Raw genomic sequence first — 24,417 nt, 5'->3', positions numbered from 1 at the left:
TCCCAGACTTCTTCACCAGCACCACGCCACCCACCGTCGTCGCGTACTGAGCGCGTCCGGGAGGCTCGCCGGAAAAAATAATGGGGTGGAAGGCGCCCCCCGGGCCTTCCACCCCATTCCCCCTGCAACCTGCTTGGGTCTGCTTACTCGCCGCGGGCGGACGCGCCGGACAGGGCGCGGGCCTGCGACACCAGCTTCACGAACTCGTTGCGGTCAGCGTCTCCAGCGGCGGCGCCCTCGGCGAGCTTCTGCGCGGTGGCCAGGCTCCAGCCCTCGGCGGCCGGATTGCCTCGGAGGATGTCCGCGGTGGAGGCGACGGCCACGGCGAAGCGGAAGTCGGGCGAGGCGGCCTCCAGCGACGCGCGCAGCAGGGAGCGCGTGAAGGGGAAGGACTGCTCGGCGGCCTCGGTGCCGTTGGGCGCCTTGGCACGCACGCGCACGGTGGCGAGCGACTCCTTGGCGTCCTTCACCAGCTCCACCTCGTACAGCGCGGTGACGTTGTGGCCCGCGCCAATCTCACCCGCGTCCACCTTGTCGTTGCGGAAGTCGTTGTCCGCCACGTCCCGGTTCTCGTAGCCCAACAGGCGGTAGCGACGCACCGCGAGCGGGTTGAACTCCACCTGGAGCTTCACGTCCTTGGCGATGACCTCCAGCGTGCCGGTGAGCTGCGTCTCGAAGACCTTCTTCGCTTCCTTGTAGCTGTCCACGTAGAAGCAGTTGCCGTTGCCCTTGTCCGCGAGCTTCTCCATCATGTCGTCGCGGTAGTTGCCCATGCCGAAGCCCACGGCGGTGAGGGTGACGCCCTCGGCCACGTACTTGTGGATGCTCTCCAGCATGGCCTGCGGGCTCAGCGTGGGGCCGATGTTGGCGTCGCCGTCGGTGAGGACGATGACGCGGGAGACCACCTTGCCGGAGGCCTTCTTCACCGCGTGCTTGTAGGCCATCTCCATGCCGGAGCCCATGGCCGTGCCGCCCCCGGACTGAAGCGCGTCCAGCGCGGCGTGGATGCTCTTGACGTCCGTGGCCGGCGTGGGCGCCAGCACGTCCCGCGTGGAGCCCGCGTAGGTGACGATGGCCACCGTGTCGTTCTCGTTGAGGTTCTTCACGGCGATCTTGATGGCTTCCTTGGCGAGCGGCAGCTTGTCCTGGGACGCCATGGAGCCGCTGGTGTCGACCAGGAACACCAGGTGCGCCGGCTTGCGCTGCGAGCGCGAGACGACCTTGCCCTGCACGCCCACACGCACGAAGTGGCGCTTCGAGTCGAAGGGCGACGGCGCGGCCTCCAGATGCACGGTGAAGGCCCCTGTTTCCGGCGGGGCGTAGCGGTACTTGAAGTAGTTGACGAACTCCTCGACGCGCACGGCGGAGGAGGGCGGCAGGTTGCCGTTCTGGAGGTAGCGGCGGGCCACCGTATAGGACGCGGTGTCGACGTCCGCGGCGAAGGTGGACAGCGGGTCCTTGCTCGTCTCGGTGAAGGTGTTGGGCTTCCAGGCCTCGAAGGTGTTGCCCTGCGGACCCGCGTGGGCGTCCGAGCCGTCCACGTCCTTATCCGTGAGGCGCGCGCTGGCCTCGAGCTTCTTGGGCGCCATCCGGGAGGGCTTCGCCATCTCCGCGCCCTGGGCACGGCCGATGACGCCATTGGCCACCGCGCCGCCCATCGCACCCGTGGCGGGCGCGACCATGAGGGGCTCGGGAGCAGGCTCTTCACGCAGCTCCGCGTCGATGCCTCGCGGCGCCTTCCTGGCCCGGTCCTCGCGAGGCGCCGGGGACTCGGCCGTGGCCCTGGCGTCGTCGCCCTCGGCGGCGGCGAAGTCCTGGGGCGCGGCGCTCGGAGGCGGGGCCGGCTTCGCGGTGGCGTGGGTTCGTGGGGTGGAGCGCGTTTCGGGGGCCGTCAGGGTCTGGCGCTCGTCCATGGACATGCAGGCGGGCAGGACACAGGCGACGAGCAGGGCACTTCCCCACTGGCTCAAACGGCGCTTCAGGAAGGTCTGGGACATGTGTTCTCCGGGGGACGGAATCAACAGGCGCCGCATCGAAACGCACGACCTGACAAATGGGTCTATTCCCGCGATTTTTCCCGGTAGGTTCCGGGCCCATGCAGACCTTGAGACCCTTCCGAATCCTGGGCATCCAGCAGATCGCCATCGGCGGCGCCGACAAGGGCCCGCTCCGCAAACTCTGGGTGGACCTGCTGGGCTTGACGCCTCACGGCACCTACCGCAGCGAGCGGGAGAACGTGGACGAGGACATCGTCACCGCCGGTGCGGGGCCCTTCAAGGTGGAGGTGGACCTGATGCAGCCCATCAACCCGGAGGGCAAGCCCCGGGTCCACGAGACGCCGCTCAACCACGTGGGCCTGTGGGTGGATGACCTGCCCGTCGCGGTGAAGTGGCTGGAGCAGCAGGGCCTGCGCTTCGCCCCCGGAGGCATCCGCAAGGGCGCCGCGGGCTTCGACATCTGCTTCGTCCACCCCAAGGGCAACGAGCAGTTCCCCTACGGTGGCGAGGGGGTCCTCATCGAGCTGGTCCAGGCGCCGCCGGAGGTCATCGCCGCGTTCGAGCGCCTGTCCACCGACGCTCACTGAGGAACGGCGGGGCGCAGCCTCCTGCTCAGGGACTGGAGCGCAGTCCTCACCTGGTGCTCCAGCCGGTCCCACGCCAGGCACAAGAGCCACGTGGCGACGATGAGCACCGCGGTGAGCAGCCAGTACTGGCCCCATCCGCTGCGGTCTCCCCAGAAGCGCTGGAAGGAGAAGACGCCTCCAAGCCGGTAGAACAGCAGCATCTCGTGGAAGAAGTAGGCGGAGAGCGACGAGGTTCCGAAGACCTCGATGAACCGCCGCAGCCGTGAGGGCGCGTGGCCCGCGGGCACCCGGGCCTCCAGCCCCATCAATCCGAGCAGCACGGCGCACACCCACGCGAAGCGCGCCGCGGAGTTCGACGGGTTGGCGACGAAGAAGCGGTGGTGCGGGTAGAGCTGGAAGAGGAAGTCTCCCGACGCCGCGCCGATGGCGCCCACCGCGACGAGCAGGAGCAGCGCCAGGGCCAGCGGACGTCGGCCCCAGGCGCCCGCGAGTGTTCCCGCGAACGCGCCCAGCCACGCGAAGCCCATCCACGGCAGCAGGGGGAAGGGCGCGAAGGAGGACTTCTTCGTCAGCGTGGCCCAGGGCTCGGGCACGTGTTCACCCAGGGGCGACACGGCGAAGACGATGAAGGCCAGGGACAGGCTTGCGCCGGCGAGCACGCGAGGCCGGGGCGCCAACGCGGCGGCCACCGGCAGCATGAGGAGCAGACACACGCCCACGCACTGGAGGATGTCCATGCGCAAGAGCCACTTGGGCTCGCTCAGCAGCGGGAACCACGCCCAGTTGACCAGGGAGGCCACCAGGAGGACCTCGCAGGTGCGGCGGAAGTTCTTGGGCACGCGCTCGCGCAGTTGGCCACTGGCGGCGCTGCGCACCATGACGAGCGCGAGCGCGAAGCCCGCGGAGAAGATGAACGCGGGGGCGACCAGTCCGTCGACCTTGAGCAGGCGGCCCACCCAGGCGCTCTTGCGCAGCTCCGGGGTGAGCAGGGCCAGCGAGTGCGTCTGCACCATGAACAGGACGGCGATGCCGCGCAGCCAGTCGATGGCACGCACGCGCTCGTGGGACACGGGAAGGGGCGAGGAGGGGCTCAAGGCGGCGCACCCTACGGCAAGTCCGGGTCGGCGTGTATGGGGAGGACGGCTCGGCGGGCGGGCGGGCCCCGGGCATGAAAGGATGCGCCCCGTCCATGCCAGGATTACAGCCTGGAGACGGCGTCATGCGTGAGGTGGCCCTTGGGTGATGAGGTCAGTCGGAGAGCGGCGCTGAAGGTGCTCGCGGTGGCGGGGGCCACGTCGGCCGCGAGCTGCTCTCGGAGCACGGGAAAGTCAGAGGAGCAGGGGATGAGTCAGCAGCAGGGAAGTGAGCAACCCGCCGTCATCGGCCTGAGCCCGCTCAGGGGGATGCCCTGGCCCACGCCAGACCCGTTCCTGTTCTGCGTGCACCACGTGGACGCCTACCCGGCGGGCAACGAGCGGATGGGGCCCACCGCGTCGCTGGCGGGCCGGCAGCTCGGCCAGGACTTCGACGGTCGGGACGGCTGGAACATGTACCACGGCACCGTGGTGCCCGGCTTCCCGCAGCACCCGCACCGGGGCTTCGAGACCGTGACGGTCGTCCGCAGCGGGCTGTTGGACCACTCGGACTCGCTGGGCGCGGCGGCGCGCTTCGGCGGCGGGGACGTGCAGTGGCTCACCGCGGGCAGCGGCGTGCTGCACTCGGAGATGTTCCCGCTCTTGAAGAAGGACCAGCCCAATCCGGTGGAGCTGTTCCAGATCTGGCTCAACCTGCCGAGCGCGGACAAGCTGGTGACGCCGCACTTCTCCATGCTGTGGGACCACGTCATCCCCCGGCACGTCGCGAGGGATGAAGCGGGGCGCACCACCGAGGTCACCGTCGTCGCCGGAACGCTGGGCGACGTGAAGGCCCCGCCGCCGCCGCCGAAGTCCTGGGCCGCGCGGGCGGACTCGGACGTGGCCATCTGGACGCTCAAGCTGGCGCCGGGGGCGCGCTGGACGCTGCCCGCCGCCGCGCGTGGGAGCAATCGCTTCCTGTACTTCTTCAAGGGCTCCGCGCTGAAGGTGGGAGGCCGCGCCATCCCCGCATCACACGTCCTCCAGTTGCGCCCCGACGTGGACGCGGTGCTGGAGAACGGCCCCGACGAGGCGGAGTTGCTGATGCTCCAGGGCCGGCCCATCAACGAGCCCGTGGTGCAGCACGGCCCCTTCGTCATGAACTCCCGCCAGGAGATCCAACAGGCGTTCAGCGACTACCAGCGCACGGGCTTCGGCGGCTGGCCCTGGAAGAGTGACGACCCGGTGCACGCCCGGGAGGAAGGGCGCTTCGCGCGCCACGCGGATGGGCGCCTGGAGCGACCCACCTGACGAGCCAGGGCACCGATGCTCGGCTCCCTGGCTCCTTCGCGGGCAAGGGAGCCCCCGGATGGAGTGTCGTCGAGCGTGACATGCACGTGGGCTCCCGTGCATAGAAGAGAGGTGTCCGACTCTCCTGGCTCCTCTCCACCTGGATCGCCGCCCGCGTCCGCCAACAGAGGCTCCCGGCTCGCGTCCATCGCGGTGGCGAGCGCGCTGTTCATGGAGTTCGTCGACTCGACGGCGCTGTCCACCGCGCTGCCGACGCTGTCCGTGGCCTTCGACACGGACCCCATCCACCTCAAGCTCGCGCTGACTTCCTACATCCTGGCGCTGGCGGTGCTCGCGCCCGCGAGTGGCTGGGTGGCCGACCGCTTCGGTCCTCGTCGCGTCTTCATGCTGGCGATGGGTGTGTTCCTCATCGCGTCGGTGTTGTGCGGCTTCTCGCGGACGCTGCCCCAGCTCGTCGTCTTCCGCACGCTCCAGGGGTTGGGGGGCGCGCTGATGACGCCGGTGGGCAGGCTCATCGTGGTGGGCTCGGCGCCCCGGGACAAGCTGGTGTCGGCGCTGAGTTGGTTCACGATGCCGGCGCTGGTGGGGCCGCTCATCGGTCCGCCGCTGGCGGGCCTCATCCTCGGCGTGGCGGACTGGCCGTGGATCTTCTTCATCAACGTCCCCGTGGGGCTGCTCGGCATGCTCGCGGTGTCGCGCTACGTGCCGGAGCTGCCCCAGCCGCACCCGGGCCCGTTCGACTGGAAGGGCTATGCCATCGCGGCGGTGGCCATCATCCTGACGATTGGCGCGGCGGAGACGCTGGGCGTCGGCCTGGTGCCCGTGCACATCCAGATGGGCATGGCGCTGGTGGCCGTGGGGGCCATCGCGCTCTACGTGGCGCACGCGCTGCGGATGAAGAAGCCGGTGTTGGACTTGCGGCTCCTGAAGCTGTCGACGTTCCGGGCCAGCACGGCGGGTGGTGGGCTGGTGCGGATGGGCCTGGGGGCGACGCCGTTCCTCTTGCCGCTCATGCTCCAGGTGGGCCTGGGGTGGGGGCCGTTCGAGGCGGGCATGGTGACCATCGGCACGGGGCTGGGGGCCATGTCCTGCAAGCCCGTGGCGCCGTGGGTCATCAAGCGGCTGGGCTTCCGGACGACGCTTGTCGGTTCCAACCTGGCCGCGGCGGTGCTGACGGCGCTCCCGGCGTTCTTCCGCAACTCCACGCCCATTCCGCTCATCGTCGCCACGTTGATGGTCAGCGGCTTCGTGCGCTCGCTGCAGTTCACCGCCATCAACGCCGTGGCGTATGCGGACATCCCTCGGGAGAAGATGAGCCAGGCCTCCACGGTGGCGGTGGTGACGCAGCAGATGGCGCTGAGCGTGGGCATCAGCCTGGGCGCGCTCATGCTTCATCTGGCGCGAGGCAGCGGGGATTTGCCGCTGACCCCGGACCGCTTCTTGTTGCCGTTCCTCGCCGTGGGCGTGGTGTCTTCGCTGGCGGGGCCGCTGTTCAGGCGGTTGCCAGAAGACGCGGGCTCGCGCATCGGTGGGCGCGCGGTGAGCTGAGCGGAGGCGCCGCTGCCCGGGCTGGAGGGGACCCGGACAGCGAACGCCCCCGCTCACTTCCCTTAGCGACCGTCGTGGTAGCAGAAGCCGTAGGTGCGGTCGTAGCCGCCGCCGGAGCGGCCGTAGTTCATGTAGCCCAGCTCCTCGCCAGGGCCGCAGTTGCTGCGCGCGCGCTCATAGGCGTAGCAGGTGCCCTTGCCCGTACGGGCCAGGTCCAGACACGCGCCGCGTGCGCCCTCGGTGCCGCAGAACTCCGCGTAGCCCACGCTGCACTGCTCGCCAATCCGCGCGGGGTCGAAGTCGAAGCCGAGCGGCTGGAGCACGGACTGCTCGATGCACAGGCCGTAGACGCCGCAAATCGTGCCCGTGGGGCAGCCCGGGTTCGCCGCCATGAAGTCACACGTCTTGAGGCACTGGGCGTTCGCGGAGAGCAGGTCCGTGCAGGTGAAGCCCTGCTCGCAGTCCGTGGAGTCCAGTTCGTACTCGCTCACCGCCGGGGTGGTGGTGCACGCCTGGCCGTGCGTCTTGGTGCCCAGCGCCCGCTCCAGCGTGCCGTCGCTGGCGGCGTAGTTGGTGGGCACGCAGGTGGTGTCCGGCAGGTTCGCCGTCAGCGAGCCCTCGCGCGGATCGCAGCCACCCGGGCGCACGGTGTTCCACGTCGCGAAGCGGATCCACTTGCACTCGCCGCCCGGCACCACGGCGCTGCCCCAGTACGGGGCGTTGAGCGGCGCGGCGTCCACGGACTCGCGGAGCACCACGTTCGCCAGCGCTCCAATCGTCTGGTCCGGCGAGACCTTCAGCGCGACGAGCATCGTCCCGGAGTCGGCGACGAGGTACTTCTCCGTTGGCGCACCGGAGTCCTGGTAGCCCATCACGCAGCGATCACACGTGAAGGTGTTGCCTCCGCCCACGGACAAGTCATACAGCCCGGGCGCGGTATTCACGTCCAGCCGGAGGTACGCCAGGTTCGTGGCGGTGGGGGCGGCCGGGTTGGTGAACGTGCCCCGGTACGTCGGCTGCTGCGAGTACCTCACCGGCGTCAGCTCCACGCCGTTGCTCAGCTCTCCCAGCGTGATTTCGGTACAGCCCGGGGGAGGCGTCAGTGCCTTGGACTGCTCCTCGATGGAGCGCACTTCCTCCTGGTTCGTCGCGGGCTCCTTCGTCGTGGTGGGGCCACAGCCCACCAGCCCCGCCAGCAACACCGCACCCCAACGCAAACCCTTCGCAGACGTATCACCGAGACGGGACGCCATGTTTCCACCAATCCTTGTCATGCACGCACGCGTGCCGCCAGCCGGGAAGTTCCGGGGGCTCTGGGAATACTTGTAGTGTTGATACTGATGCAACTTCATTTCGACAAAGGTCGAGATGGAGCGAGATGACCTTCAAATGGCAAGTAAGTCCGCCCGCGCAGGGATGGAACGGAGCGCGCGCTGGAAGGTCGCATCTGTTTCCCTTGGTTTACTCGGAGTTCTGAAAAGGGATGTTTCGTGCGGACTGCGCGTGTGATTGGCGCAAGTGGCGGAAGGGGACTGGCCGCGCGGTCCACTCCGAAGAGCGGCGCCCAATGACTACGTGGAATCCACAGGGTCCTGGATGCCCCGGACGGGTGTGACGCCTCGGGCCGAGGAGGAGGGCGCTTCCTCGCACCGAGGTCCGCGAGGGAATGTGCTCTCCTGCAGGCCTCCCTTTGGAAGGAGTGTCACCATGAAGAGCACCCTGAGTGGTTTCGCCGTGCTGGCCGCGGGCTTCCTGATGGCGTGTGGCGGGGAGTCCCCGCCGCTCTCGGAGCAGCCCGTTCCGTCGACTGTCCTGGAAGGCGCGCCCACGGAAGGCACCGCCGGGGAGGTGTCCGCCCAGGCCTGTGTGCAGCTCTACCGCCCTCGGTACAGCGCCTGGTACAGCTCGCTCCCCTACAGCGAGGAGGGGCTGGTGGCCTCCTGCTATACGAACGATGACTGCACCACGGAGTGTTCAGGCTCGGGGGATGGGCCGTACGCCTCGCACTCCGGCTTCTTCTACTGCACCTACTGCCCCTGAGGCCGACGTTGGGTGCGTAGGGCTTGGGTCCGCCCCGGAGTTCTGGGGCGGCCCATGCGTCTTTCAATCGCAGGGAAGCGTCGAAGGCACCGTCGACGACAAGCGCGGAGCGGCGCCCCTCACGGGGGGCTCAACGGACTTGCATCGACGTGGTGATGCTTTCGACCGCGCGCAGCTCCTCCGGCGAGAGCGCACGCAATGCCTTCAGGGTCTGCTCATGCGCTGCTTTATACGCGGTCTCATCCGAGCGCACCATCGCGGCCTCTCCCGCGCGCACGGCTGTCGTCAGCGCCATCACGGTGCGAGTGTTGACGAGCTTCGCCGCGAGTGCTCGCTCGAAGTGGTCCGCATTGCCAGCCACGGTTTCAAAGCCAGAACCGTTCGTGAGTCCTGTCCCTTCAGGGACTGTCGGTTCCTGCGGAGTTGGGGCGTGTCATGGTAGACACCGGGACGCAATCGCCGGAGAGGAGACACAGGACCATGGCCGCGAAGCGCGCTGTGCCGCCCCCGCAAGACGGCTCGATGGAGGTCACCGTGCTCCTCGACGAGCGAGCGCACCCGCTGCGCAAGGACATCGACCAGGTCCGAAAGCTCATCCTCGGTGTCGACCCCTCCATCTCCGAGGCGGTGAAGTGGAACACCGCGAGCTTCCGCACCACCGAGTTCTTCGCGGCCGTGCACCTTCGCTCCGAGGACCGCGTGCAGCTCGTCTTCCACACCGGCGCGAAGGTGAAGCAGAGCGCGAAGAGTGGAGTCGAGGTCGACGATCCGGAGGGACTCTGCCGGTGGCTCGCGAAAGACCGCTGTCTCGTCACGCTCGAGTCCGTGCGGAGCCAGCGCAAGGCGCTCGAGGCGCTCGTGCGTCAGTGGATTCGACAGGTGGAATGAACCCAGGGTGAAGACGCAGTCCGTGCGGGACCTCGGCGAACGGCATGGGGTCCTGCGTGCTGTGATCCTGGGTCGTCTCGCCGGTCCAGATTCCCGCGCTTCGTCCTGCCCGAAAAAGCTAGAATCCCTCCACCATTCGCCTCGCGACGTCCCTCGCGGCGCAGACTGGACGGAGCTGTTTCAGAATGATTCTCCGCATCGTCACGGATGAGGACCTTCCCATCTTCTTCGAGCACCAGTGCGACCCGGAAGCGCTGCGCATGGCCGCGTTTCCATCGCGGGAGCGCGACGCGTTCATGTCTCACTGGCGCACGAATGTTCTCCGCCCTGAAAACGTCAACCGCACCATCGTTGTGGGTGGCGTGGTCGTTGGGAACATCGGCAGTTGGGAACAGGATGGAAAGCGCCTCATCGGCTATTGGGTGGGGCGCGAGCACTGGGGCAAAGGCATCGCCACCCGGGCCCTCACTGAGTTTCTCGCGCTCGTGCCCGCCCGGCCGCTTCATGCGTGGGTCGCTCTCCACAACGCCGCGTCGATCCGCGTCCTCGAAAAGTGTGGCTTCCAGACCCTCACCGATGAGCATCAGGAACACCCGGATGGAGTCGCCGAAGTCCTCATGCGGCTGGGTTCGACGTAGCGAAGGTCGTCTGGATTTCCCTTCGAGGCATCACCGCGTGCCGTGAAGACAAGAACCACGGGTGGGTCGGCTGGGCGCGACTTGTGGACGTGGCGCCGCATCTTCTCGACGTATCCCGTCCGTCGGCAGCCGGCCTGTGCTCGCCCTCCTCGAAATCAGCGATGGCTCCCGTGGTTTCGAAAGCATGCCGAGAAGGTGGGTCGGTTCTGAATCACAAGCACCAGATGACGCAGGGTGTTGTTGATGGCGTGGAGCCGATTCGCACCGGGTGGCCCTGGGAGGAGGTGCTACTCTTGCAATGTCTTTCAATCCAGAAAGGCGCTTGAGGAGGCGTACATGCGGATCAAGTCCTTTATCACCAAGGCGCTGCTGACCGTGGGCTTGCTGTCGGGCTGTGGTGGCGTTGACGCGGAACAGGACCCCTCGGTCGAGGCTCTTGCGTGCGGGGGCGTGTGCGACCGCCTCTACAACCGCTGCCTGTTTCTTGAAAACAGGCCGGCTGATGAATGCGTCGCGGATTGGGATGCCTGTATGGCTCGCTTCTGCCCCGCGGTAGACGCGGCTGAAGCTGAGTAGCAGGTCCTTGAGCAAGAGCGGCCCGCCCAGGCATTCCCTGGGTCGGGCCGTTGTACGGCGGTTGCTCCCGCGCCAGCCTCCGACGACTACGTCACGCGCCGCACCTCGAGGATGGTGCCTTCCAGCTCCGGCGTCCCCAGTGAGATGAGCTGCTCCAGCTCTCCCCGGATGATGAAGTTCGCCTGGGCGCGGCTGAAGAACGTCTCACCCACGGGCTCCATGGCGCGCTGGATGTCCAGAAGGCTCGCCGCGGGCTGGAGCAGACGCAGCCTCACTCCCGACTCGTCGGGATACGTGTCCTCGTCCTCCAGGTTTCCCATGTCCGCGGAGGCGGCCAAGGCAGCGGCCAGGGCACGCGAGAGCAGGGGCGCGGCGTTGCCCGGGGCCTTCACCCAGGCGCGGATGGACAGCGACAGCTCGCACCGGCGCCGTTCCAGGAAGCCGTCGGCGCGGTCTCCTCGCAGGAAGGCGACCACGGCCTCGTTGGCCACGGCGGGCGCGCGATAGAGGCGCAGCGTGGTGTCCTCGAGCGTGTAGTCATCGCCCCTGCGCAGCGGGTGCCCGGGCGGTGACTCCACTTCGCTCACCTGTCCGCGCGCATTCGCGGGGAGCGTGAAGTCCTTCGTCGTCCCGTTGCCCGCCCAGCGGTGCACCTGGGCGAAATAGGACGGCTGTCGTTGCGCCGCCAGGTCATCGCCTTCCGGAAGCGCCAGCTTCAGTCGGGAGGCATAGACCTCGACGAGCGCCTCCGCGTCGGCGGCGGGTCCTCGTGAGGGGCCGGTCGCGACCTCCACCGTCTCGGGGACGGCGGGGCGCAGTGCATCGTGGAAGTAGGACTCGATGGCGAGGAGCATGGGGTGGGGGTCTCGCTACCTCGGGAAGAGTGGGTAGGTCTCCCGCTGGGGGATGACCACCTGGAGCCCGGAGAGGGTGATGTCACCGGCCACGCGCGACTGGACGAGGACTTCCAGCGGCGGCGGGCTTCCGGTGCCCCCGGGCGGTGTGAGGGTGGCCAGGGCCTTGGCATCCAGCGCGACGGAACCGTCCTCGCGAGCCGTCACGTCGAGCACCTTCGTGCCCCAGCGGAGCTGAAGACGGGGCGGGAGCGGAGGCACGGCGGTGAGTGGACGCAGGCGTGGACGCGAGCATGCCCAGAGCGCCTCCGCGTCCTCTTCCTCTCCCGGAAGGCCATTCTCCCGAGGCAGCCACGGGCCCATGGCCTCGGTGCGATGCAGCGCGGTGCCAGGCGTCAACGCGCCCGGCGTGGGAGCGGTCTCCGCATGGTCCGTGAGGCTCCAGAGGACATCTCCTTCGTCCACCGTGAGGACGGCCCACCACGGGCCCGTTCCGAGCTCGAGCGGCTTGCCAGGAGTGAAGGCGACCCAGCGCGAGGCCCACGGAGCCGAACCCTCCTGCTCCAGCAGCAGGGGAATGGAACCGCCAGCCAGGGGCGCATCATCGGGCCGGTCATGCACGTCGGCATGAAAGGCGAGGGTTCCCACCACGCGCCGGGTCAGCGGCCGCAAGTGGAGGTCCAGGGCCGCGAGCGGGCCCGTGGCGCGCGTCGCACGGAAGGCCTGCGCGGCGGAGTACCCGGAGCCGCAGTGGTGAGACAGCGCGGGCATCGAGGGCGGACGCGGCGCGAGGGGAAGGTCCTCATCGCGCAGTTGATGCTGGACGTGGAACCGCACCTCGGAGAGCGCGCGGTCCCTGGGCACGGTGACTCGCGCGGACACGCTGCTGTCCGTGTTCACCACCAGCGTCTGGCTCTCCGCGCCGTCGCTCCAGCGCTGGATGACCTCCAGCGTGTCCATGACGAGCTGGACGCGGTCGAACATGCCCAGCCCCGACGAGCGCAGCGCCACCGCCACCGCGCCGGACTTGAGGTCCACGGGCCACGCGCGCTGGAGCGCGTCGCTCAACGCATCCTCCAGCACCAGCTCCTGCCGGGGCAGCAGGGGCAGCGCATGGTGGAAGAACAGCGCGCCCGCGCCCACGCCCACGGTCGCGGTGAGGTCGGGAGGCCGCGCGGGCGCGCGCAGGGCGATGCTCGCCACCTGGGTCGCCGCCAGCGTCTTCGGAGTCCCCACCGGAGGCGGCGCGCTGCTCGCCTCCACGAACTCCACCAGCAAGCGGCTGGCGAGGATGCCCGGCAGTGGCGCTGGCGCCACGGCGTTGACCGACACCGTGTCCGACGGCGTCGGGGGATACCAGGCGCCCCCCTCCGCGACGCTCAGGCGCCCCTTCTTCTCCGTCTGCGTGGGAGAGGCCGGCAGCCGCACGTCCACGGAGGACAGGGGACGACGAGCCCCCCAGTCCAGGCTGAGCCAGGTGATGGGCTGCGCGGGGTCCAGGGCGGTCTGCCCCTCGCTGGTGGCCAGCGTGGCGGTGGGCGACAGGTTCACCGTCACGTCATCCGACGGCGCGCGGACGGTGAGTGCCGCGCGCACCAACGCCACGCCCGCCGGCACGTCCAGGGCGACGACGAGACCGGCGGTGTCCACCGGAATCTGTGCGGCCGTGGGAGGCGTGGCCGTCCCGGTATAGGTCAGCGTGGCGCCGACGCGCGTATCACTCATGGCGGAGTCCTGACGTCGTGCGGGGAATCAGCGAGCGGCTTCCTTGATGTCCGTCACGGTGGCGGTGCCGCCCTCGGCCTTCGCGGGCAGCAGCTCCTGGAGCACTTGCATGGCGCCCTCGATGCGAAGCATCGTCTGCACCAGATGCGAGCGCTTCGCCTCCAGCTCCGCCATCATCTTCTGACCTGCTTCGTGCTCGGCCCGGAGGTCCGCGAGGCGCTTCTCGATGGCATCCATCATGACTTCAGCTCCTGGTTCTGGAGACGCTGCTCGAGCGCCGCCAATCGTTCGTCGTATTGCTGCTTGAGTTCCTTGAGGGCCGCGATGGCGAGCACGCTGAAGGCCTGGTGGGCCAGCCCCTTGATGACCTTGCCGCCCGCGGACTCGAGCTTCAGCTCGCTGACGAGCTCCGGGAAGACGGTCTCCACTTCCTGCGCCACCAGGCCCAGGTTGAGGTCACCGGTGTTCTTCCAGTTGAAGCTCACGGGCCTGAGCGCCAGCACGCGCGGGAGGATGTCCTGGAGCGAGGTGATGTTGTCCTTCAGCGACGCGTCCGAGGGGCCGCGCCAGATGCCGTCCTGCTGCATCCACTGGCCGTTGCCGTTGCTGTGGAACAGGTGGAAGGTGCCCTGGCCCTCGTAGCAGAGGTCCATGAAGCGGCCGGACGTGTTCTCCTGGATGCGCAGGCCCGCGTTGGCGGCCTGCTGGACGACGTGCAAGGGCGTGGACGGGCGGGGCGTCCCCATGCCAATGAACCCATTGACGAGCGTCAGCCGCTCGGCGCCGGCCTGGTGGAAGATGATGGAGTCGCCCGGCTCGTTCGTGCAGGCGATGACCAGACGGCCGTTCTCCTCCTCACCGGGCAGCGGGTTGGGCACGCGGTAGTAGCGGATGAAGGCCGCGTCTCCGGTGCCACCCCACGAGTCCTCGGGGAACTGGATGCCGTTGCCGGACGCGTTGCCGATGGAGGGCATGATGGCGCCGCTGACGCGCAGTCCGCCGCCCTGGATGTCCAGCCGCGCGCCCGGCGTCACCGTGCCGATGCCGACGCTGCCGTCCGCGCCCATCCACATCGTCTGGGTGCCATTCACCGAGAAGGAGAATGCGTTGCCAACCCGGGCGCCCACGTCCCAGAACAGGCCCGTGGCGACGCCGCCGCTCAGGCCGTAGCGGATGGACGCGCGGTTCTCCGTCTTGTGCCAGATGACGTGGGGGTTGTTGATCATCAGGCCCGCGCCACCGCCGGCGCCGATGGTCACCTGTGCCGTGCCGCTGCCCCAGTCCGTCGTCGTGTTCACCACGAACCTGTCGAACCCGGCGGCGGCCCCCGAGAGGCGGATGTCCAGCGCCCCCTGCGGGTCCGTCGTGTTGAGGCCCACGCCGCCGCCGGACTTGATGTGGATGCGCGGCGTGCCCAGGCCCGAGCCCGTGTCCGCGTCGCCTCCGTCCTCGGTGATCTGCAGGCCGGTGGCGGTGGCGCCCTGCTCACCGCGGAGCTGCCAGCTCTTGGCGCGGCTTCTCAGCACCAGCCCCGCGCCCTCCGTGCCGCCGGTGGTCCGGATGACGGCGCCAATGCCCCAGCCCGTATCGCCACCGCTCCGCAGCTCCAGGGGGGCGTTCTGGTTGCCACTGCCCGGCGCCACGACGAGCAGTCGCTTGGTCCCCGCCGTCGCTCCGATGCCCACGTTGGCCGTCGCGACAGACAGCGGGCCCGTGAGGTTGCCACCGCCGATGGACAGCTTCTGGGTGTCCAGGGTGCTCAGCCGGGTGGCCAGGTCCACGCCGCCCACCGACATCGACACGGTGGCGTCCACCCGGCTCACCTTCAGCACGGCGGTGGCGGAGATGCTTTCGCCATCCAGTTGCCGGCCGTCGTCGGCGCCATGGTGGGTGTGGGCGCGGATCTCATCCCGCGTCTTGATCTGCATGTTGTTCCAGGTGTCCGCCAGGATGGGGTCACCGGACTTCGCGGTGTAGAAGGGATCACTCATGACTGGAACCTCGAGGTATCGAAGCGGGTCGCGGAGAAGACGCCGTCCCAGGCGAGCTTCTCCTGGGGATCTGGGAACTGTTCGTGCAACTCGATGGTGGAACCGAACGAGGTCAGCGCGTCCTTCGGCTCCAGCTTCTCGGTCAGGGACGTGTCGACCTCCATCCGGAGCGGTCCCTCGCTGGCGACGAGCGCCTCCGGAGGCAGGGGCAGCGTGAACTCGATGCGCGTGCGCACGCCGGCGCAGCGGCCGTACTCCAGCGCGCGCATCAACTCCTTCACCAACCCAGGCAGCCCGGGCACCACCTGGTCCTCGTTGGGCACCTGAAGGTGCGGCGGGATGTAGTCGACGGGGATGGTCAGCGTGCAGGTCGCGGGCGTTATCTCCGTCCAGTCGAGGCGCACGTCCGCGCGCGGCGTGGCTCGCACGGGCAGGGCCCACGCCACGGCGGCGTCCCGTCGTGTCTGGGACCAGCTCGTGAGGTAGGAGTGGACCTGTTGTTGATCCAGCGTGTCGTAGCGCCAGTGGTTCTCGCCCAGCGCCAGGTCCGGGACGTGCTGGTCCTCCTCGAACACAGAGAAGCGGGACTCGGGCGCATCGAAGCGCGTGAGGACGCCCGGGTCCGTCAGGGCGGAGAAGCGGGTGGGGTGCGTCCGGATGACGGGGTTCTTCACGGGGTCCACGGGAATGCCGTCGATGAAGGCGGCTCGCTCGTCGCGCAAGGTCAGCGTGGAGTTCAGGGGAACCCGGCCCAGGAAGATGAGGTCCAGCCCGGACTGCTCGTGGCGGAAGACGGGCACGGCGATCTCCTTCTCCGTCGCCTTGAGGGAGATGGCCGGCGATGCGACGTGGAGCCCTCCGTTCGTGGCGATCAGCCGCTGGCCCCCGCTCACGTTGCGGAAGCTCGCGCTCGAAGGCGTCGGAGGATTGTCCTCCAGTTCGACGCGAATGGTCCGGTAGGTGCCATCCGTGCGCGGCACGGAGAAGAGGCCGACCGCGAGCTTCCCCTCCCAGGTAATCACCGGCGGCTGCCGTGCCATGTAGACCAGGGACACGAGCCGGAGCAGCGCGCGCGCGGAGGCCATGCCGGTGCGGTGCAGCTCCACCACGGTGGCGACGCGCTGGCGGAGGTAGTCGGCGGACTCTCCCCGGCGAGGCAGCAGGTTGTAGAGCGCGGCGAGCTGCCCCAGCTCCGAGTCCGCCTTGTTCGCCAGCGACTCCTCGACGGGAAAGCCCCGCGCGAGCGCGTGCCAGCGGGAACGCATCAGCCGCGTCAGGCCTCCCTCCATCTGCTCCAGCTCCTGGGCGAGCGTGGAGAAGAAGAGGTTGAGCTTCGTTCCGGACTGCAGAACGGGCGGCAGGTAGCCCACCATGCGACGTCTGCGTTGGTCCGCGCTCATCCGACACCCACCAGCTCTGCCCCGCCGAACTGCAGCCGGACGTCGGCTCGCACCAGGAGCTGGGTGACCTGGGCGGGCACGACATGGGCGGGATTCGTCGCCAGGACGAGCGTCGCGGTGATTCCGGTCTCCAGGGTGACGTCGCAGCCCAGCAGCGCTTCGATGCGCGCCTGCGTCTTCAGGCTCTGCTGCAGGGAGTCGAAGGTGAGCTTCGCCTCGCGACCCATCTGAGCGTCCTCGGAGAGCCGCGCCGCGTACACGTCCAGGGCGCCTCGCAGCGCCTCGCGCACCTGCTCGGCCGTGCGCGCCTCCCCACTGGACAGCGAGACGACCAGGTCCAGCCGCCACGTCGGCGCGCGCAGGCGGGTGATGCGCGGCGGCTTGAGCTCCAGGTCGATGCGCGCGGCCTCCAGGGGCTCCAGCTTCCAGTCGCGGTTGGCGCCATACAGTCGGCCCGCCGTCTCCTTCACGAGGACCTTCTTGATGGGAGGTCCGGGGTCGGTGCCCCAGACATACGTCTCCACGGACAGCTCGTTCACCCTGCGCACCGCGGGGTTGCCGAAGAGCAGGGCCTCCAGCTTGCGGCGACTCACGGGCGCGCCCACGGGCAGCTCGTTCATGTGGAGCGCGAGCGTCTGCTGGAGCTCGCGGCGGAGCCGGTCGAACGTCACCTCGTCCATCTCCGGGTTGGTGGGCTCCACCTGGAAGTCCACCTGGAAGAAGACGGTCTTCGCGTAGCGGAGCCGGACATGGATGCCGGCGGCCTTCGTCTCCCGGATGGCGGACTCGACGCGGACCACGCCCTCGACGTCCGACTCGAAGTCGGTGTCGCCGACGAGGACATCGACGACGCCCGGAGGCGCGTCGGCGGGCTCCCTCACCGTGACTTGCTGCACGCCCTGCTGGCGCACGGCGGCGGCGATGGACTCCAGCGTGCCCTTCTCGCCATCCCGCAGCGCGGTGCGAGCGCGCGCGCGGAGGTTCTCGTCCGTCTCATCATCCGAGCCGCGCCGCAGGGGGGCCGGATTGGTGACGGCCTCGATTCCCAGGATGGGCCTGGGCATCAGCGTCAGCCGGAAGGGGTTGATGACGGGAGGCGCCTCGGCCGCGGCCCCGGCGTCATCCTGGATCTCCTGCACGGGAATGAGGACGCGCGTGTCGCCCTTGCGCAGGGTGGCGTCCTCGAGCGTCTCGAAGAGGGGGAGCGGCTTGCCGTCCGCCGCCAGGCCCGTCAACTGCCGTCCGGCGGGAATTCCGATGTCCTCCGGCGCGGGGGCGGCGCGGCTGAGCTCCACCTCGCCGGTGAGGCGACCTGCGCGTGCGCGCTTCAGGCCCAGCACGGCGACGACGTTGTCCAGCGCGGCGCCTTCCGCCGTGTCGAGGTAGCCGGAGCGATGGGCCAGCTCCATCATGGCGTAGAAGGTCGCCATCTCCCGTGCGTAGGCTTCGGCCAGGGTTCGCGCCATGCCACCGGCGTTGGGGTCCGTTCCCGGCCCCATGTTCTTCAGCAGCCGTTCGACGATGGCGCTGAAGGTGGTTGTCTCGGGAGGGATGAGGCTCAAAAGGAGATCTCCCACATCATCTTCATGACCATGTTGGAGCCGCGATTGACCTCCTCGAAGCGGACCCGGTTGAAGAGGATCTTCGTGGTCTCCCCCAGGGTGACTTGAATGCCGGCCTCGGTGAGCGGCTGCACCGTGGCGTCGGTGATGGCGGGCAGGGTGGCCGTCACGAGGGCGCGCACCAGGCTGGAGCCGTCACCCGGGTCGATGACCTCCACCTTGGGCGCGGGGTCCTCGGCCTCGGCCGCCGGGCCCTTCAGCACGGTGTCCCCGGGCACTGGCGCCTCGGTGCCAGTGCCCACGACGATGGACCATTTGACGGGCAGCCCGTTGACCCGGCCCATCAGCAGCTCCGCCACCAACCGCTTGCCCGCGGTGGTGATGAGGTTGGGGACCCGGCGCCGCTCCATCAGGGAGCCATCCAGGTTGAGCAGCTCGAGGGTCAGCACTCCGTTCATGCCCTGCTTTTCCTTGCCGTTCATCACGCTCTCCCGAAGTCGTGTCCGTACCCGTTGCCCACGCCGCCGCGCTCAACCCAGGTCGAGCGCCAATCCCAGTTCCACCGCTTCACCGCTGATGGCCTTGATGCGGGCTCGCACATCCACCGCGCCTGGCACATCCGCCCGGGCCGTGACGCTCAACTGCGTCACCTCGTCCACGCGCGGGTCTTCCTTGATGGCCTGCCGCACGTAGCGGCGCAGCAGGTCCAGATTGGCGCGATCCAACGGCTCGCCGATGAGGTCCGCCACGCGGCTGCCGTAGCGCTGGTGGCCCAGTTGCTCCAGGTGTCCCCGGTAGACGATGAGCCGCATCGTCAGGGCCTGGATGAGGTTGTCCTTGCCGCTCACCGTGGTGGCGCCGTCGTCCGTGGACCAGTCCAGGTCCACGCCGCCCGATTCGTTGAACTTCAGGCGCAGGTCCGTCTTGAGCTCGTCCGCCATCAGAGCAACCTCCCCGGGCCCGCCGTCGCCCCGGGCGAGCTGGGAATGCCCGGGGAGACCTTGAGGCGCGTCATCATCTGCGTGAGCGCGTTGGACAGCGTCTCGGCCATGGCGCCCGCGAGGTCCGGCGCGTTCTCGCCCCGGATGCCACCGGCCATGAGGAAGCCCAATGCAATCGGCTGGAGCATCGGCTTCGCGGGAGCGGCGCCCATGAGACTGCCGGGCGACGACGTCACGAAGCCCGCGATGGCGATTCCCGGCGCCACCATCACCTGGACGGTGAAGAGGATGAGGGCCTGCTCCACCGTCTGGGCAATCGCCTTCGCCAGCGCGTCCCGCTGCTCGCCGTTGATCTTGTTCGACGCGAGCAGGCCCTTGGCGATGGGCTCTATCTGCGACGCGCCGGGGCCCCCTGCCGGCGGTGGCAGCATCATCCCGGGCCCCGCGGTGCTGCCCGCGCCCGGTGGCGGCGGCGCGGCGGCGGGGATTCCCGGCGTCACCATGGCCATGGAGGCGAAGAGCGTGAAGGCCTGGCCGCAGGCGTCACCGAGCGCGGTGGCCAGGTCCGGAGCGTTCTCTCCCCGGAGGCTCGCGGACTGCATCGCGCTCTTCGCCAGGGCGCCTATTTCGCTTCCGCTCGGTGCAGGCATGGTTACTTGGCCTTCACGTCCTTGGAGCCCTTGAGCGGAGCGCCGGTGAAGTAGCACTTGTGGCTCATCTCGGTGATGACGCCACTGCCTCCCTTGCCCAGGTCGATCTTCCCGGACGCGTCCACCGTGCAGTCCGTGCACTTGAGCTGCACGTTGCCTTCCACCTCCAGCGACAGGTCCGTCTTGCCCTTGATGGTGATGACGTCGTCCTGCTTCACCGTCACCACCGTCTCGCCGGCGGTGATGACCACCGACTGCTCCTGGTCGATGGCGATGGACGTCTTGCCACCCGGTGGCGAGACGACGCGCCACTCGTCCGCTTCGTGGATGGGCGGGTTGAGCTTGTCCGAGTACAGGCGTCCGGTGATGACGGGGCGATTGGGGTCGCCGTTGAGGTAGGTGATGACGACGAGGTCTCCGGCGTGCGGCGCGCTCACCATGCCGATGTGCGGCGTGGCGATGGGGACGCGGCGCAGCTCCAGGCCGCTCTCGCGCAGCTTCACGTGGCACTCGTGGTTGTTCGCGTCGCCGTCCGCGTGCGGGAAGGCGCTCGTCACCACTCCTAGGTCGCCCAGGCGCAACGACGCCAGCTCGTCCCGGATGATGGAGCGGATGATGGTGACCAGGTCGCTCACGTCGTGCCTCCCGCGAGCAGCGGCATGCTGCCAGCACCCAGGGAGGGAGCGGGTGTCGTGGGCGGCGGCGCGGCGAGCAGCGCCTCACCGAGCGCCTTGAGCGTCGCCTTGACGCCGATGACGGACTCGCGAAGGGACGTCAGGGACTGCTTGGGCAGATAGCCCTGGAGGATGACGACGGCGCCGGCGCGAATCTTCTCCAGGACCAGGTGCGCCGCGTGGGCCGCGCCGGCGAGCGGGGCGAGCGCCTCCATGCCCATGTCGCGCATCTCCTGCTCGGACTTGTCGCCAATGGCCTTCAGGCCCTCCAGCGCGGGGTCCAGTTTCTCCAGCAGCTCGGGGATGGCCGCGACCTGCTCCAGCTTGGCGATCCACCCGATGATGAGGTTCAGTGCATTGCCCAGCGCGTCGATGCCCACCTTCACGGGGGCGCCGATGCCGAACCTGCGCACCAGGCTGACGATGGCGTTCACCGTGTCCGTCTTGAGCAGGTTGTCCACGGCGATGACGAGTCGGGTGATGCTGTCGACGATATCGGCGGTCGTGCTCACGGAAGGTTCTCCAGGTCCTTGAAGGGTCCGAGCGGATCGAACCCGCCGATGGCCGCGCCCAGTGCGCCGGCTTCCTTGCCCACGGCCTGGAGCTTCGCGAGGAAGTCCCCGGCGCCCGCGATGCCCTTGACGATGTCGAGCGCGGCGCCCAGGTCCAGCCCGGTCATCTGCTCCAGGATGTTGATGCCCTCGGTGGCGAGCTTCTCGATGAACTCGCCCAGGCTCCCGGCCTGGCTGAGCGACTGCACGAAGCCGATGATGGCGCCGGGGTTCACCTTGCCGAGCGCGCCCAGCAGGCTTCCGAAGTTCTTCCCCGTCAGCGAGCCCTTCGTCCCGTTGACCACCGAGCCCAGCTCGTCCGGAGACAGGTGGCCGAGCAGGTCCGGGTTCGCGTCGACGGCGTCCATCAGCGACTCGGGGTTCTGGAGCACGCCCGCGGCGTCCGTGGAGCCCTGGGCCCAGGACTGCGCGTCGTCGGCCACCGCGTCGTTCACCGCGCCGACGCCCGCGTCCTGGGTGGCGGGGGGCTCGACGTACTCCTTGACGCGCAGGAAGAAGCTGAAGCGGTTCTGGTGTCCCGCGAGCTGGCGGACCTGGAAGTCCGCGATGAGGACGTCGGTGAGGTCCGCTCCGGCGATGGCGTCCGAGGCGAACGACATCGGCGTCGCCTTCATCTGCGCTTGTCTCAGCTCCTCCAGCGCCGCTTGCGGGTCCTCGCCGAGGAGGAGTCCTTCCATGACGACGGTGACGGGCTCACGGCCCAGGTCCTGGAAGACGGAGCCGGACTGACCGGGCACGCGCTGCTGCACGAGGTTGCGCGCGTCCTCGGTGTAGATTTGCGTGAGCCCGATGAGCTCGATTTTTCCGATGCGGACGGGCATGTCAGAGTTCCATCCGGGTGGTGAAGCCCGTGCGGGCATTCAGGGTGTGACGCACCGAGCGGACGCGAAGCACCTTCCCGGACAGCAGGGCCTCCACGGGATGGCCCTCCGGGATGTCGTCCACCTTGATCAAGTCTCCAGGCTTCACGGCGGGCGCTCCCAGCACCTCGATGAAGCCGTGCAGCGGACGGGCGGCCAGCGCGCCCACGCGGGCCTTGGCCTGATCGGACGCGTCGGCGCCCGCGCGGACCGAGCCGTCCTTCACTTCGCGCGAGTTCTTTCCCGTGGAGCCCGCCTGCACCTTGCCGCTGGTGCCCAGCGCGGCCTTGCCATGGACGGAAGCCAGGTCGTCCACCAGCCAGTGCGCCTTCTTCTCGCCCTGTGAGCTGGCCGCGCCTTCGCCCCAGACCTCGAAGCCGTCGATGGCGGGGAGCGGCTTGCCCAGTTGCGTGCGCAGCACCTGGGCGTCGTAGGCGAACGTGTGGTCCGCGCCGCCCTGCTTCGGCGCCGTGAAGTACACCTTCCCCTCGCCGTCGGTGAAGACATCGAAGCCGCACTGCTCTCCGAGCTGGAGGATGTGCCGCAGGGCGCGAGGCCCGCGGTGCAGCACGTAGCTGGGGAATGTCGGGCCGTCGTCGACGGTGCCCGGCGTGCCGCCCGCCTTCTTCACCAGCTCACGGACGATGGAGCCCGCTGACATCTGCTCGTAGGCGCCCGACACGTCGAGCCGCGCGAGCTTCGCCAGGGCATCTCCGCCGATGACGATGGACGTGTCCGGCGCGGCGCGGGCTTCCAGCACCAGGCCGGTGAAGACGGTGACCGCGCCATCGCCGCCATCCAGGGCGATGGTGGTGGTTTCTCCGGGAGGAGGGAGCGCCGCGTCGGAGGGCACGAGCTCCACGGTGCACCGGCCGCCCGCGCCGTCCATGGTCAGCTCGCTGGTGATGGAGCGGATGAAGGCCTGTCCCTGGCGGGCCTTGTTGGAAGCCCGGAGGGAGCCAATCGTCACGGAGTATCCGATGCCGGCCATGGGCTCAGACCTCCAGTCCGTGACGGCGTGCCGTCTCGCGAAGGATGTCCACCAGCGCGTCTTCCAGCGTGCGCCGGTCCATGCCCGCCGTCGCCGTCTCCGCGCCCATCTGCACGTTCACGTTGAACGTGTTGCGAACCGCCGCGTTCGCACCGGAGTCCACGGCGGGAGTCGAGGCGGGACGCGAGGAGCGCTCGACGGTGAGGGCCTCGTGGGTGACTTGCTGGGCTCGCTCCAGGACGGGCGTCAGACCCTGGCTCACCTGGCGCACGACCTGGGATGTGGCCAGCGCGGCCGGTGGCACCGCGCGCTCCAGCTCGGGTGACGACGGAGGGGCCACGGGCTCGGCTTCCATGGGCGGAAGGAAGGTGAGGCGGGACCTGGGGCGTGAGACGGCGGGCGCGGCGGGACGCACCACGGGCGTGGACTGCGCGACTGACCCTGGCGCCCGGAACGCGGCGGGAGTCGATGACAGCACGCGCATGACGGGCGGCGCGGACGGGAGGCTCGTGTGAGCCTCGACGGGTGCGGAGGGGGGACGCGGGGTGACCCCGACCGGAGTGCTCGCCTCGTAGCGAGGTGCGTCCGCTGTCACTTTGTGAGCCGCGGGCGGCACGTTCGAGGAAGCATCTTCGCCGCGTGCGGGCAGGGGACTTGCGCGCTGGAGCGTGGGGACGCTCTCGCTCGCCGAGGTCTCGGCGGGGAGCGGCATCGGTCGCATGAGTCGCACGACCTGTCGCTTGGGCGACCGGGGCTCGGTGGCCTTGATGGAGACGCGGAGTCCCTCGGACGAATCGCTGCTCGTGGCGAGCGACTCCGGAGGGGCACTCAGGGGGGACGAGCTGGCTGTTGATTCGACGCCATCGCTCGGAGTCCGCGCCGCGACAGGCGCTTCGTCCGTGCTCCTGTCCCCCATGCCCGAGCGCTTCGACGGACCCGCCGAGAACTCCGAGGGCAACGAAGTCGATGCGCCCGCGTGGAGTGTGGCTGCGTCGAACCTCACCGGGTGGCTCGCACCGGAGTTCACCGAGTGCGTGTCGTCGCCGGGAGCCATCTCGGAGACTCGCGCGTCGCTCGCGAGGGGAACACCGGCGCGCTTCCCGGACGAAGGCAGGTCGTGCGCCGGAGAGGAGGAATGACCCTCATCGGACGTGGGCGCACGACTCACGGACCTCGAGACCTCGGAAGCGGAGACCGGCGTCACCGCGGGCCGCGAGGGCGCGACGGACCGAGGAGCGATAGGGGCCGCAGAGACGCTGACGGGCTCAGGTCGAGCGACGAGGGACCCGGAGGGTCGCTGTCCATGAGGACCCGGAGCTGCATCCACCTCGCCGCTGGAGCGTGAAGGCGAGAGGAGACCGGTGGGCCGAGCCGTCGCTGGTGCCTCCACTCCGGGACGCACAGTGGTCGCATCGCTGCCGGAGGTCGGTGCTGACGCCTCGTCAGGTGAAGGCTCGCCTTGCTCCGAAGCATGAGGAGCCAGCTTGACGCCGAGCTGTCGGGCGACACCTTCGAGTGCCCGAAACGCCGGGCGGGCCA

27 protein-coding genes are annotated in these 24,417 nt (G+C 69.1%); 9 read left to right on the top strand and 18 right to left on the bottom strand.

Going from position 1 to position 24,417, the window contains the following annotated elements:
- Window positions 1-143 precede the first annotated feature (143 nt).
- Window positions 144-1,997: a von Willebrand factor type A domain-containing protein gene (locus HUA75_RS34740; RefSeq protein WP_174488818.1), complete on the bottom strand. Its 1,854-nt coding sequence runs from the start codon at window positions 1,995-1,997 to the stop codon at window positions 144-146.
- A gap of 98 nt (window positions 1,998-2,095) precedes the next feature.
- On the opposite strand from HUA75_RS34740, the gene HUA75_RS34735 reads away from it, so the two are divergent.
- Window positions 2,096-2,584 (top strand): VOC family protein, encoded by a 489-nt coding sequence (locus tag HUA75_RS34735; RefSeq protein WP_174477649.1) that lies wholly within the window; start codon window positions 2,096-2,098, stop codon window positions 2,582-2,584.
- Here HUA75_RS34735 and HUA75_RS34730 read toward each other — a convergent pair.
- Complete coding sequence (locus tag HUA75_RS34730) at window positions 2,578-3,678, bottom strand: heparan-alpha-glucosaminide N-acetyltransferase domain-containing protein (RefSeq protein WP_174488817.1); 1,101 nt, start codon at window positions 3,676-3,678, stop codon at window positions 2,578-2,580. The two genes, HUA75_RS34735 and HUA75_RS34730, sit on opposite strands and share 7 nt — an antisense overlap.
- Before the next feature lie 249 nt (window positions 3,679-3,927).
- On the opposite strand from HUA75_RS34730, the gene HUA75_RS34725 reads away from it, so the two are divergent.
- Together HUA75_RS34725 and HUA75_RS34720 are read left to right on the top strand one after the other, a co-directional pair.
- Window positions 3,928-4,968, top strand: coding sequence for a pirin family protein (locus HUA75_RS34725; RefSeq protein ID WP_174455363.1), 1,041 nt, complete (start codon window positions 3,928-3,930; stop codon window positions 4,966-4,968).
- A 192-nt stretch (window positions 4,969-5,160) separates the two neighbouring features.
- Window positions 5,161-6,516, top strand: a complete 1,356-nt coding sequence (locus HUA75_RS34720) for an MFS transporter (RefSeq protein WP_371746266.1) — start codon at window positions 5,161-5,163, stop codon at window positions 6,514-6,516.
- Between the two features lie 62 nt (window positions 6,517-6,578).
- Here the strand turns inward: HUA75_RS34720 and HUA75_RS34715 are convergent, their stop codons facing one another.
- On the bottom strand, window positions 6,579-7,769 hold the full coding sequence (locus HUA75_RS34715) for a hypothetical protein (protein ID WP_174488816.1): 1,191 nt from the start codon (window positions 7,767-7,769) through the stop codon (window positions 6,579-6,581).
- Window positions 7,770-8,223: 454 nt separating this feature from the next.
- Here HUA75_RS34715 and HUA75_RS34710 point away from each other — a divergent pair, with 454 nt between their 5' ends.
- Window positions 8,224-8,556, top strand: coding sequence for a hypothetical protein (locus tag HUA75_RS34710; protein WP_141640583.1), 333 nt, complete (start codon window positions 8,224-8,226; stop codon window positions 8,554-8,556).
- A 130-nt stretch (window positions 8,557-8,686) separates the two neighbouring features.
- On the opposite strand, the gene HUA75_RS34705 is transcribed toward HUA75_RS34710, so the two are convergent.
- Entirely contained in the window at window positions 8,687-8,917 is a 231-nt protein-coding gene (locus tag HUA75_RS34705; RefSeq protein ID WP_174488815.1) for a hypothetical protein, read from the bottom strand.
- Window positions 8,918-9,036: 119 nt separating this feature from the next.
- Between HUA75_RS34705 and HUA75_RS34700 the strand changes: the two genes are divergently transcribed.
- From HUA75_RS34700 to HUA75_RS34690, 3 genes are all read left to right on the top strand, one after another.
- On the top strand, window positions 9,037-9,444 hold the full coding sequence (locus HUA75_RS34700) for a DUF1801 domain-containing protein (RefSeq protein ID WP_174488814.1): 408 nt from the start codon (window positions 9,037-9,039) through the stop codon (window positions 9,442-9,444).
- Window positions 9,445-9,629: 185 nt separating this feature from the next.
- A complete protein-coding gene (locus tag HUA75_RS34695; protein WP_174488813.1) occupies window positions 9,630-10,082 on the top strand; it encodes a GNAT family N-acetyltransferase in 453 nt (150 codons plus the stop codon).
- A 336-nt stretch (window positions 10,083-10,418) separates the two neighbouring features.
- A complete protein-coding gene (locus HUA75_RS34690) occupies window positions 10,419-10,658 on the top strand; it encodes a hypothetical protein (RefSeq protein ID WP_141640587.1) in 240 nt (79 codons plus the stop codon).
- 86 nt (window positions 10,659-10,744) lie between these two features.
- Here HUA75_RS34690 and HUA75_RS34685 read toward each other — a convergent pair whose 3' ends face one another.
- From HUA75_RS34685 to HUA75_RS34620, 14 genes are read right to left on the bottom strand one after another with little or no spacing between them, the layout of a single operon-like run.
- Window positions 10,745-11,512, bottom strand: coding sequence for a hypothetical protein (locus HUA75_RS34685; RefSeq protein WP_174462129.1), 768 nt, complete (start codon window positions 11,510-11,512; stop codon window positions 10,745-10,747).
- A gap of 15 nt (window positions 11,513-11,527) precedes the next feature.
- A complete protein-coding gene (locus HUA75_RS34680; protein WP_174488812.1) occupies window positions 11,528-13,237 on the bottom strand; it encodes a hypothetical protein in 1,710 nt (569 codons plus the stop codon).
- Between the two features lie 27 nt (window positions 13,238-13,264).
- Complete coding sequence (locus tag HUA75_RS34675; protein ID WP_141640590.1) at window positions 13,265-13,477, bottom strand: hypothetical protein; 213 nt, start codon at window positions 13,475-13,477, stop codon at window positions 13,265-13,267.
- Window positions 13,474-15,228: a tail fiber domain-containing protein gene (locus HUA75_RS34670; RefSeq protein ID WP_174488811.1), complete on the bottom strand. Its 1,755-nt coding sequence runs from the start codon at window positions 15,226-15,228 to the stop codon at window positions 13,474-13,476. The genes HUA75_RS34675 and HUA75_RS34670 overlap by 4 nt, the downstream gene beginning before the upstream one ends.
- On the bottom strand, window positions 15,225-16,628 hold the full coding sequence (locus tag HUA75_RS34665) for a hypothetical protein (protein ID WP_174462132.1): 1,404 nt from the start codon (window positions 16,626-16,628) through the stop codon (window positions 15,225-15,227). Before HUA75_RS34665 ends, HUA75_RS34670 begins: the two co-directional genes overlap by 4 nt.
- Window positions 16,625-18,190, bottom strand: coding sequence for a baseplate J/gp47 family protein (locus HUA75_RS34660; RefSeq protein WP_141640591.1), 1,566 nt, complete (start codon window positions 18,188-18,190; stop codon window positions 16,625-16,627). Before HUA75_RS34660 ends, HUA75_RS34665 begins: the two co-directional genes overlap by 4 nt.
- Complete coding sequence (locus tag HUA75_RS34655; RefSeq protein WP_141640592.1) at window positions 18,187-18,672, bottom strand: hypothetical protein; 486 nt, start codon at window positions 18,670-18,672, stop codon at window positions 18,187-18,189. Before HUA75_RS34655 ends, HUA75_RS34660 begins: the two co-directional genes overlap by 4 nt.
- Before the next feature lie 48 nt (window positions 18,673-18,720).
- A complete protein-coding gene (locus HUA75_RS34650; protein ID WP_141640593.1) occupies window positions 18,721-19,131 on the bottom strand; it encodes a GPW/gp25 family protein in 411 nt (136 codons plus the stop codon).
- Window positions 19,131-19,781, bottom strand: a complete 651-nt coding sequence (locus HUA75_RS34645; RefSeq protein WP_141640594.1) for a hypothetical protein — start codon at window positions 19,779-19,781, stop codon at window positions 19,131-19,133. Before HUA75_RS34645 ends, HUA75_RS34650 begins: the two co-directional genes overlap by 1 nt.
- A 2-nt stretch (window positions 19,782-19,783) precedes the next feature.
- The gene (locus HUA75_RS34640; protein WP_141640595.1) at window positions 19,784-20,416 is read right to left on the bottom strand and encodes a phage baseplate assembly protein V; all 633 of its coding nucleotides are present in this window, start codon (window positions 20,414-20,416) and stop codon (window positions 19,784-19,786) included.
- Complete coding sequence (locus HUA75_RS34635) at window positions 20,413-20,967, bottom strand: hypothetical protein (RefSeq protein WP_174462133.1); 555 nt, start codon at window positions 20,965-20,967, stop codon at window positions 20,413-20,415. Before HUA75_RS34635 ends, HUA75_RS34640 begins: the two co-directional genes overlap by 4 nt.
- Entirely contained in the window at window positions 20,964-21,848 is an 885-nt protein-coding gene (locus HUA75_RS34630; RefSeq protein ID WP_141640597.1) for a hypothetical protein, read from the bottom strand. Before HUA75_RS34630 ends, HUA75_RS34635 begins: the two co-directional genes overlap by 4 nt.
- A 1-nt stretch (window position 21,849) precedes the next feature.
- Complete coding sequence (locus tag HUA75_RS34625) at window positions 21,850-22,878, bottom strand: hypothetical protein (protein WP_174488810.1); 1,029 nt, start codon at window positions 22,876-22,878, stop codon at window positions 21,850-21,852.
- A gap of 4 nt (window positions 22,879-22,882) precedes the next feature.
- Window positions 22,883-23,218, bottom strand: coding sequence for a hypothetical protein (locus HUA75_RS34620; RefSeq protein WP_217446406.1), 336 nt, complete (start codon window positions 23,216-23,218; stop codon window positions 22,883-22,885).
- 13 nt (window positions 23,219-23,231) lie between these two features.
- Between HUA75_RS34620 and HUA75_RS34615 the strand changes: the two genes are divergently transcribed.
- Both HUA75_RS34615 and HUA75_RS34610 read left to right on the top strand, forming a co-directional pair.
- Window positions 23,232-23,393, top strand: a complete 162-nt coding sequence (locus HUA75_RS34615) for a hypothetical protein (protein ID WP_174488808.1) — start codon at window positions 23,232-23,234, stop codon at window positions 23,391-23,393.
- Window positions 23,394-23,597: 204 nt separating this feature from the next.
- Window positions 23,598-24,017 (top strand): hypothetical protein, encoded by a 420-nt coding sequence (locus tag HUA75_RS34610; RefSeq protein ID WP_174477638.1) that lies wholly within the window; start codon window positions 23,598-23,600, stop codon window positions 24,015-24,017.
- Window positions 24,018-24,417: the final 400 nt, after the last annotated feature.

Origin of the sequence: Myxococcus sp. CA040A, assembly GCF_013336725.1 — a bacterium.
Classification (GTDB): Bacteria; Myxococcota; Myxococcia; order Myxococcales; family Myxococcaceae; genus Myxococcus; species Myxococcus llanfairpwllgwyngyllgogerychwyrndrobwllllantysiliogogogochensis.
Note: the sequence above shows the minus strand (reverse complement) of the source record. Positions and strands in the feature narration are given on the sequence as shown.